The sequence below is a fragment of the Enterobacter sp. 148H3 genome (assembly GCF_034107425.1).
Classification (GTDB): domain Bacteria; phylum Pseudomonadota; class Gammaproteobacteria; order Enterobacterales; family Enterobacteriaceae; genus Enterobacter; species Enterobacter vonholyi.
The window spans coordinates 20,967-29,483 of record NZ_JAWNEI010000024.1; the positions used below are offsets into that span (position 1 = coordinate 20,967).

Genomic DNA, 8,517 nt, shown 5'->3' on the forward strand with positions numbered 1-8,517 from the left:
AGCAGTGTGACTCTTGTTCCCTTCGCAGGTATTAGCCTGATCAGGTTCCGCGGATCCCGAATTAACGGTCTCAGCCCGGCTTTCGCTCTGGGCACTCCGACAAGAAAAATCCCCCTCGTGAGAGGGGCGAATGGTTGTAAATTACTCGTTAACGATTAAGAACTCAAGCAGGGCGCGCGACGTTCTCTTCGTTACTGATGTTCAAATCATTGTCCAGGGCGAGAGAGATCAGCTTATCTTCCAGCGTGAATCGCTCCTCAAGCGCTTCACCGAGGTCGGATAGCGCTTTCTGGAACTCAAGATAGTTATCGTGATCGATGGCATTCTCGAGCGTGGAATCATAGTAATCCATGATCTGCTGGGTATTGGCTTCCAGCAGCGGATAGAGCTTGCTGGCCGCTAAATACGGCGTTGTCCCTTCCATTTCGCGGATAATGCGTTCATAAATATTGAAATGGCCGTCGGACAGATAGTCGACCAGGCCCTGACAAAAATCATCCAGCGCTTTTTCGTTCAATCGCATAAACGATTCTTTGCCAGGCTTAATGCCGACCAGATTGTAATAAGCCACGAGTAGATGCTTGCGCACATGCAGCCAGCGATCCACCAGTTTGTTACTTCCTCTAACGCGCTCAGTCAGGCTTTCTAGCTGGTTTAACATGGTCGACTCCGCAAAGTGTAGGATTGAATCTGCTCATCCAGAATGTAACCACAATGCTAACAACATGTCAGTGAAGCGAAGGTAGTGCAATAGATATGGATCGTATTATTGAAAAATCAGATCTGGGTTGGTGGATCGTCAGCCACGAACAAAAATTATGGTTGCCCGGTGGAGAACTGCCCTACGGTGCGGCGGAAACGTTCGATCTCGTGGGCCAGCCTGCGCTAGAGATCGGCGAGTGGCAGGGTGAGCCCGTGTGGTTGATCCAGCAAGCGCGTCGTCAGGATATGGGATCCGTTCGCCAGGTGTTGGATCTGGACGTGGGCCTGTTCCAGCTGGCGGGGCGCGGCGTGCAGCTGGCGGAGTTTTACCGCTCGCATAAATACTGCGGCTATTGCGGTCATACCATGCGTCCGAGCAAAACCGAGTGGGCGATGCTCTGCAGCCACTGCCGCGAGCGCTACTATCCGCAAATTGCGCCGTGCATTATCGTCGCTATCCGCCGGGATGATTCTATTTTGCTGGCGCAGCATACCCGTCATCGCAACGGCGTTCACACCGTGCTGGCCGGCTTCGTCGAGGTGGGCGAAACGCTGGAGCAGGCAGTGGCGCGCGAGGTAATGGAAGAGAGCGGGATCAAAGTGAAGAACCTGCGCTACGTCACCTCCCAGCCGTGGCCGTTCCCGCAGTCGCTGATGACGGCCTTTATGGCCGAATATGACAGCGGCGAGATCGTTATCGATCGGAAAGAGCTGTTGGATGCGAACTGGTATCGCTATGACGATCTACCGCTGCTCCCCCCACCGGGTACCGTGGCGCGTCGGCTGATAGAAGATACCGTGGCGATGTGTCGGGCCGAGTATGAGTAGTGTTACACTGAGGCCATGACGCTTAAGGAACTGCAAAAATGACCGAACTGAAGAACGATCGTTATCTGCGTGCGCTGCTGCGCCAGCCCGTTGATGTCACCCCGGTGTGGATGATGCGCCAGGCGGGACGCTATCTGCCAGAGTACAAAGCCACGCGCGCGCAGGCGGGCGATTTTATGTCGCTTTGCAAAAACGCCGAGCTGGCCTGTGAAGTGACGCTCCAGCCGCTGCGCCGCTTCCCGCTGGATGCGGCGATCCTCTTCTCGGATATTCTGACCATTCCGGATGCGATGGGCCTTGGCCTGTACTTCGAAACCGGTGAAGGTCCGCGTTTCACCTCTCCGATCAAAAGCAAAGCCGACGTGGACAAGCTGCCGATTCCCGATCCGGAAGGCGAGCTGGGCTACGTGATGAACGCCGTGCGCACCATTCGCCGCGAGCTGAAAGGGGAAGTGCCGCTGATTGGCTTCTCAGGCAGCCCGTGGACGCTGGCGACCTATATGGTGGAAGGGGGCAGCAGCAAAGCCTTCACCATGATTAAAAAGATGATGTACGCCGAGCCGCTGGCCCTGCATTCGCTGCTCGACAAGCTGGCGAAGAGCGTTACGCTCTATCTGAACGCGCAGATTAAGGCGGGCGTGCAGTCGGTGATGATTTTCGATACCTGGGGCGGCGTGCTGACCGGGCGCGATTATCAGCAGTTCTCCCTGTATTACATGCATAAAATCGTCGACGGTCTGCTGCGTGAAAACGAAGGTCGCCGCGTGCCGGTGACGCTGTTCACCAAAGGTGGCGGCCAGTGGCTGGAAGCGATGGCGGCAACCGGCTGCGACGCGCTGGGTCTCGACTGGACCACCGATATTGCCGATGCGCGTCGTCGCGTGGGCGACAAAGTAGCGCTGCAGGGCAATATGGACCCGTCCATGCTTTATGCGCCGCCAGGCCGCATTGAAGAAGAAGTGTCGACTATACTGTCTGGTTTCGGCCAGGGGGAAGGCCACGTCTTTAACCTCGGCCACGGCATTCATCAGGATGTGCCGCCAGAACACGCAGGCGTATTTGTGGAGGCGGTGCATCGGCTTTCTGCCCAGTATCACAAGTAAGGAGTCGTTATGGATCTCGCGTCGCTACGCGCTCAACAAATCGAACTGGCCTCATCGGTGATCCGCGAGGATCGTCTGGATAAGGACCCTCCGCAGTACATTGGCGGAGCAGACGTCGGATTCGAGCAGGGTGGGGACGTGACGCGAGCGGCGATGGTGGTACTGAAATACCCTTCGCTCGAGCTGGTGGAGTACAAGGTCGCGCGTATCGCGACCACCATGCCGTATATTCCGGGCTTTCTCTCCTTCCGCGAATATCCCGCGCTGCTGGCAGCATGGGAGCATCTCTCGCAAAAACCTGACCTGCTGTTTGTCGATGGGCACGGGATCTCACATCCGCGTCGTTTAGGCGTTGCCAGTCATTTTGGGCTGCTGGTGGATGTGCCGACCATTGGCGTCGCCAAGAAACGCCTGTGCGGCGCGTTTGAACCTCTTTCATCCGAGCCGGGTGCGCTGGCGCCGCTCATCCATAAAGGCGACCAGCTGGCGTGGGTCTGGCGCAGCAAGGCACGCTGTAACCCGCTCTTTATCGCTACCGGGCACCGTGTGAGCATGGACAGCGCCCTCGCGTGGGTGCAGCGCTGCATGAAGGGCTACCGCTTGCCGGAGCCGACGCGCTGGGCAGACGCCGTGGCGTCTTCACGTCCGGCTTTTGTTCGTTGGCAGGAAATTCAGCGATGATTCAGGTAAACTGCGCCTAATTTTCGATTCGAGAGATCATCATGCTACAAAACCCGATTCACCTGCGCCTTGAAAAGCTGGAAAGCTGGCAGCACGTCACCTTTATGGCTTGCCTGTGCGAGCGTATGTATCCCAACTATGCCGCGTTCTGCAAGCAGACGGGTTTTGGTGATGGCCATATCTACCGCCGCATTCTGGATCTGATCTGGGAAACGCTGACGGTGAAAGACGCGAAGGTGAATTTCGACTCTCAGCTCGAAAAGCTGGAAGAGGCGATCCCGGTTGCGGATGATTTTGATCTGTACGGCGTCTACCCGGCGATTGATGCCTGCGTGGCGTTAAGCGAACTGCTTCACTCCCGTCTGAGCGGTGAAACGCTGGAGCACGCTATTGAAGTCAGTAAGGCATCTATTACGACCGTCGCGATGCTGGAAATGACCCAGGAAGGTCGGGAAATGACCGACGAAGAGCTGCGTGCGAACCCGGCGGTTGAGCAAGAATGGGACATTCAGTGGGAAATTTTCCGCCTGTTAGCAGAGTGTGAAGAACGCGATATTGAGCTGATAAAAGGGCTGCGCGCGGACTTACGAGAGGCTGGCGAGAGCAATATTGGTATAATTTTTAACCAATGAGACAATAAATCTTGAGATAACGCCCGTTTTGTCGCTCCTCGACTCTTCCCTTTCGCCCCTTGTCTGGTCTACATTTGGGGGGCGAAAAAAAGTGGCTATCGGTGCGTGTATGCAGGAGAGTGCTTTTTTGGCATTTTCGTCGCACTCGATGCTTAGCAAGCGATAAACACATTGAAAGGATAACTTATGAACAAGACTCAACTGATTGATGTAATTGCGGACAAGGCTGATCTGTCTAAAGTGCAGGCTAAAGCTGCTCTGGAATCTACCCTGGCTGCTATTACTGAGTCTCTGAAAGAAGGTGATGCTGTACAACTGGTTGGTTTCGGTACCTTCAAAGTGAACCACCGCGCTGAGCGTACTGGCCGCAACCCGCAGACCGGTAAAGAAATCAAAATCGCCGCAGCTAACGTGCCGGCATTTGTTTCTGGTAAAGCACTGAAAGACGCTGTTAAGTAAGACGCGTGGCAGTGAACAGTTTTAGCGAAGGGGCGGTAACGCCCCTTTTGTCTTTCTGGCGTGGAACGCTCGCGCTGGCAGGCATGCTGCTGCTGTCAGCCTGTAGCCACGACACCTCCCTGCCGCCTTTTACCGCCAGCGGTTACGCGGACAACCAGGGCGCGGTCAGGGTCTGGCGCAAAGATTCCGGCGGCGAAGTTCATCTGCTTTCTGCCTTCAGCCCGTGGCATAACGGCAATACGTCGACTGCGGAATATCGCTGGCAGGGAGATGACCTGTCGCTGATTGAGCTGAACGTCTACAGCAAGACCCCCGAACACGTGAAAGTGCGTTTTGACGACCATGGCGAGCTAAGCTTTATGCAGCGCGAAGTCAGCGGTCAAAAACAGCAGCTTTCCAGCGATCAAATCGCCCTCTACCGTTATCGTGCCGAACAAATCCGCCAGACCAGCGATGCGCTTCGTCTGGGACGCGTCGTGCTGCGCCAGGGGCGCTGGCATAACGACGGGACGGTGACGACCTGCGAAGGGCAAACGGTCAAGCCTGAGCTTGAATCCTGGGCGACCGAACACATTCAACGCCGTCAGCGTCATTCATCAATGGAAGTGAGTGTGGCGTGGCTTGAGGCGCCGGAAGGTTCTCAATTGCTATTGGTGGCGAACGAAGACTTCTGCACCTGGCAGCCGACGGAGAAGAGTTTCTGAGGTAAATACCCTCTCCCTTGAGGGAGAGGGTTAGGGTGAGGGGAAACAGACGGTTCTGTTACTTCCCCTGCTCGCGTGCAATCGCGCGATAGCCGATATCCTGACGGCTAAAGCTACCGTTCCAGTGAATATCTGCCATCAGCGCATAGGCGCGTTTCTGTGCTTCTGCCACGGTATGGCCCAGCGCGGTTGCACACAGCACGCGTCCGCCGTTGGTGAGGACGCGATCGTCGCCAGCCAGCTTCGTACCCGCGTGGAACACCTTCGCACCTTCAATCTCTTCCAGCGGCAGGCCGTGGATTTCATCACCGGTGCTGTAGTTGCCCGGATAACCACCCGCAGCAATCACCACGCCGAGAGACGCACGCTCGTCCCACTCGGAGGTTTTTTCGTCCAGCTTGCCATCGCAGGCTGCCAGGCACAGATCCACCAGATCGGATTTCATGCGCAGCATGATTGGCTGCGTTTCCGGATCGCCAAAGCGGCAGTTGAATTCGATGACCTTAGGGTTACCCTGCTTGTCGATCATCAGACCTGCGTAAAGGAAACCGGTGTAGGTATTCCCTTCTGCCGCCATTCCCTTCACGGTCGGCCAGATGATGCGATCCATGGTGCGCTGGTGAACTTCGTCAGTCACTACCGGAGCGGGGGAGTAAGCGCCCATTCCACCGGTATTCGGGCCGGTATCGCCATTGCCCACACGCTTGTGGTCCTGGCTGGTGGCCATCGGCAGAACGTGCTCGCCGTCTACCATCACGATGAAGCTTGCTTCTTCACCGTCGAGGAACTCTTCGATCACGATGCGGTGGCCCGCATCACCGAAAGCATTGCCCGCCAGCATGTCCTGAACTGCGGCTTCGGCTTCGTCGAGCGTCATCGCGACGATCACGCCTTTACCGGCGGCCAGACCGTCGGCCTTGATAACAATCGGCGCGCCCTTCTCACGTAAGTAGGCCAGAGCAGGCTCCACTTCAGTGAAATTCTGATATTCCGCCGTCGGGATGTTATGACGCGCGAGGAAATCTTTGGTGAAGGCTTTGGAGCCTTCCAGCTGCGCGGCGCCTTCCGTTGGGCCGAAAATTTTCAGGCCCGCTGCGCGGAACGCATCCACCACGCCAATCACCAGCGGCGCTTCCGGGCCGACGATGGTCAGGTCGATTTTCTCGCTCTGGGCAAAACTCAGCAGCGCCGGAATGTCGGTCACGCCGATAGCCACGTTCTGCAGCGCGGGTTCCAGTGCGGTACCGGCGTTGCCCGGTGCCACGAAGACCGTTGTCACCAGCGGAGACTGCGCCGCTTTCCACGCCAGCGCGTGCTCGCGTCCGCCGTTACCAATCACTAATACTTTCATTTTCAGCTCCGGGAATTAATGGCGGAAGTGGCGCATGTCGGTGAAGATCATCGCGATGCCGTGTTCGTCGGCAGCGGCAATCACTTCGTCGTCGCGGATTGAACCGCCTGGCTGGATCACGCAGGTGATGCCCACAGCGGCTGCGGCGTCGATACCGTCACGGAACGGGAAGAAGGCGTCAGAGGCCATGGCGGAGCCTTTGACTTCCAGACCTTCGTCACCTGCTTTAATACCCGCGATTTTCGCAGAGTAAACGCGGCTCATCTGGCCTGCGCCTATCCCGATAGTCATGTTCTCTTTGGCATAGACGATGGCGTTGGATTTTACGAACTTCGCGACCTTCCAGCAGAACAGCGCGTCACGCAGTTCCTGTTCGGTCGGCTGGCGTTTGGTCACCACGCGCAGGTCGGCTTCTGTCACCATGCCCAGATCGCGGTCCTGAACCAGCAGGCCGCCGTTTACGCGTTTGAAGTCCAGGCCCGGCACGCGTTCTGCCCACTGGCCGCAAATCAGTACGCGCACGTTCTGTTTTGCCGCGGTGATTTTCAGCGCTTCTTCGGAGGCCGATGGCGCGATAATCACTTCGACAAACTGGCGGGAGATAATGGCCTGTGCGGTTTCAGCATCCAGCTCGCGGTTGAAGGCGATAATGCCGCCGAACGCGGAGGTCGGGTCGGTTTTGTAGGCGCGATCGTAGGCATCCAGAATAGAGGTGCTTACCGCCACGCCGCATGGGTTGGCGTGCTTGACGATAACGCAGGCCGGCTCGCTGAACTCTTTCACGCATTCCAGCGCCGCGTCGGTGTCGGCAATGTTGTTATAGGAGAGCGCTTTGCCCTGAACCTGCTGAGCGGTCGCAACAGAGGCTTCTTTTACCTCTTCTTCTATATAGAAGGCAGCCTGCTGGTGGCTGTTCTCACCGTAACGCATATCTTGTTTCTTAATGAAGTTCAGATTCAGGGTACGCGGGAAGCGGCCAGAAGGATCTTTGCTTTCACCGTGGTAAGCCGGCACCAGGCTACCGAAGTAGTTGGCGATCATGCTGTCATACGCTGCGGTGTGCTCGAAAGCTTTAATGGCGAGGTCGAAACGGGTATCCAGAGTCAGTGACCCTTCGTTGGCATCCATCTCATTAATAATGGTCTCGTAATCGCTGCTCTTCACCACGATAGCCACATCTTTATGGTTCTTGGCTGCTGAGCGCACCATGGTTGGGCCGCCAATATCAATATTCTCTACGGCATCCTCCAGAGAACAGCCTTCGCGGGCAACGGTCTGGGCAAACGGGTAGAGGTTAACGACAACCATGTCGATCGGCGCGATGTCGTGCTGTTCCATAATGGCGTCGTCCTGGCCGCGACGGCCAAGAATACCGCCGTGCACTTTCGGGTGCAGGGTTTTGACGCGTCCATCCATCATTTCCGGGAAACCGGTGTAATCGGACACTTCGGTTACCGGCAGACCTTTATCTGCTAACAGGCGAGCGGTACCGCCTGTAGAAAGCAGTTCTACACCGCGTGCAGAAAGTGCCTGAGCGAATTCGACGATACCGGCTTTATCAGAAACACTGAGCAGAGCGCGGCGGACTGGACGACGTTGTTGCATGGTAAATCCCCTGGATTTCACGATTACAGAGAGCGTTAGATGAATTTTCCTGCGAAAAACTCATCTAACACACCTGACGAGGCATCCTTGTTAAGCGCGAGCATTTTAACGAAAACGTTTGCGCAACGCTCGCACATTTTCACTTTTTCGCATCACTGTGGATAACTTTGTGCATAAAAGGGTATAAGGCGGGGTTTTGCTGGGGAATGCAGCAGTCAGTCATTTTTTTGCAACTTTTCGGTTGCGGTCGTTAGGGAACTCCCTATAATGCGCCTCCATCGACACGGCGGATGTGAATCACTTCACAAACAACCCGGTCGGTTGAAGAGAAAAAATCCTGCAATAACGGGTTGACTCTGAAAGAGGAAAGCGTAATATACGCCACCTCGCAACGGTGAGCGAAAGCCGCGTTGCACTGCTCTTTAACAATTTATCAGACAATCTGTGTGGGC

Annotated in this window: 9 protein-coding genes and 1 riboswitch; of the genes, 6 read left to right on the forward strand and 3 right to left on the reverse strand. The window is 56.1% G+C overall.

The genetic code is table 11. The features are described 5' to 3' along the window. Window positions 1-109: riboswitch (TPP riboswitch) on the reverse strand. Between the two features lie 54 nt (window positions 110-163). Then, on the reverse strand, window positions 164-661 hold the full coding sequence (rsd, locus tag USH94_RS21400; protein WP_111966112.1) for a sigma D regulator: 498 nt from the start codon (window positions 659-661) through the stop codon (window positions 164-166). A 95-nt stretch (window positions 662-756) separates the two neighbouring features. On the opposite strand from rsd, the gene nudC reads away from it, so the two are divergent. The 6 genes from nudC (at window position 757) to USH94_RS21430 (ending at window position 5,109) form a co-directional block, all read left to right on the forward strand. Further along, window positions 757-1,530 (forward strand): NAD(+) diphosphatase, encoded by a 774-nt coding sequence (gene nudC / locus USH94_RS21405; RefSeq protein WP_111966113.1) that lies wholly within the window; start codon window positions 757-759, stop codon window positions 1,528-1,530. A gap of 38 nt (window positions 1,531-1,568) precedes the next feature. Beyond that, window positions 1,569-2,633, forward strand: coding sequence for a uroporphyrinogen decarboxylase (gene hemE / locus USH94_RS21410; RefSeq protein WP_111966114.1), 1,065 nt, complete (start codon window positions 1,569-1,571; stop codon window positions 2,631-2,633). 9 nt (window positions 2,634-2,642) lie between these two features. Beyond that, window positions 2,643-3,314, forward strand: a complete 672-nt coding sequence (gene nfi, locus USH94_RS21415; protein WP_111966115.1) for a deoxyribonuclease V — start codon at window positions 2,643-2,645, stop codon at window positions 3,312-3,314. Between the two features lie 41 nt (window positions 3,315-3,355). Continuing rightward, window positions 3,356-3,946 carry a YjaG family protein gene (locus tag USH94_RS21420; RefSeq protein WP_008503468.1) on the forward strand — a complete coding sequence of 197 codons (591 nt, stop codon included), beginning with the start codon at window positions 3,356-3,358 and terminating at the stop codon, window positions 3,944-3,946. Between the two features lie 186 nt (window positions 3,947-4,132). Next, complete coding sequence (gene hupA / locus USH94_RS21425) at window positions 4,133-4,405, forward strand: nucleoid-associated protein HU-alpha (RefSeq protein WP_002445246.1); 273 nt, start codon at window positions 4,133-4,135, stop codon at window positions 4,403-4,405. Between the two features lie 11 nt (window positions 4,406-4,416). Beyond that, a complete protein-coding gene (locus tag USH94_RS21430; RefSeq protein ID WP_111966116.1) occupies window positions 4,417-5,109 on the forward strand; it encodes a DUF1481 domain-containing protein in 693 nt (230 codons plus the stop codon). A 58-nt stretch (window positions 5,110-5,167) separates the two neighbouring features. Here USH94_RS21430 and purD read toward each other — a convergent pair whose 3' ends face one another. Together purD and purH are read right to left on the reverse strand one after the other, a co-directional pair. Then, window positions 5,168-6,460, reverse strand: coding sequence for a phosphoribosylamine--glycine ligase (gene purD / locus USH94_RS21435; RefSeq protein ID WP_111966117.1), 1,293 nt, complete (start codon window positions 6,458-6,460; stop codon window positions 5,168-5,170). Window positions 6,461-6,475: 15 nt separating this feature from the next. Beyond that, complete coding sequence (gene purH, locus USH94_RS21440) at window positions 6,476-8,065, reverse strand: bifunctional phosphoribosylaminoimidazolecarboxamide formyltransferase/IMP cyclohydrolase (protein ID WP_111966118.1); 1,590 nt, start codon at window positions 8,063-8,065, stop codon at window positions 6,476-6,478. Window positions 8,066-8,517: the final 452 nt, after the last annotated feature.

What these genes read in the sequence shown, in the direction of transcription:
- rsd (WP_111966112.1), bottom strand. Translation starts at nt 661, where the DNA reads ATGTTAAACCAGCTAGAAAGCCTGACTGAGCGCGTTAGAGGAAGTAAC.
- nudC (WP_111966113.1), top strand. Translation starts at nt 757, where the DNA reads ATGGATCGTATTATTGAAAAATCAGATCTGGGTTGGTGGATCGTCAGC.
- hemE (WP_111966114.1), top strand. Translation starts at nt 1,569, where the DNA reads ATGACCGAACTGAAGAACGATCGTTATCTGCGTGCGCTGCTGCGCCAG.
- nfi (WP_111966115.1), top strand. Translation starts at nt 2,643, where the DNA reads ATGGATCTCGCGTCGCTACGCGCTCAACAAATCGAACTGGCCTCATCG.
- USH94_RS21420 (WP_008503468.1), top strand. Translation starts at nt 3,356, where the DNA reads ATGCTACAAAACCCGATTCACCTGCGCCTTGAAAAGCTGGAAAGCTGG.
- hupA (WP_002445246.1), top strand. Translation starts at nt 4,133, where the DNA reads ATGAACAAGACTCAACTGATTGATGTAATTGCGGACAAGGCTGATCTG.
- purD (WP_111966117.1), bottom strand. Translation starts at nt 6,460, where the DNA reads ATGAAAGTATTAGTGATTGGTAACGGCGGACGCGAGCACGCGCTGGCG.
- purH (WP_111966118.1), bottom strand. Translation starts at nt 8,065, where the DNA reads ATGCAACAACGTCGTCCAGTCCGCCGCGCTCTGCTCAGTGTTTCTGAT.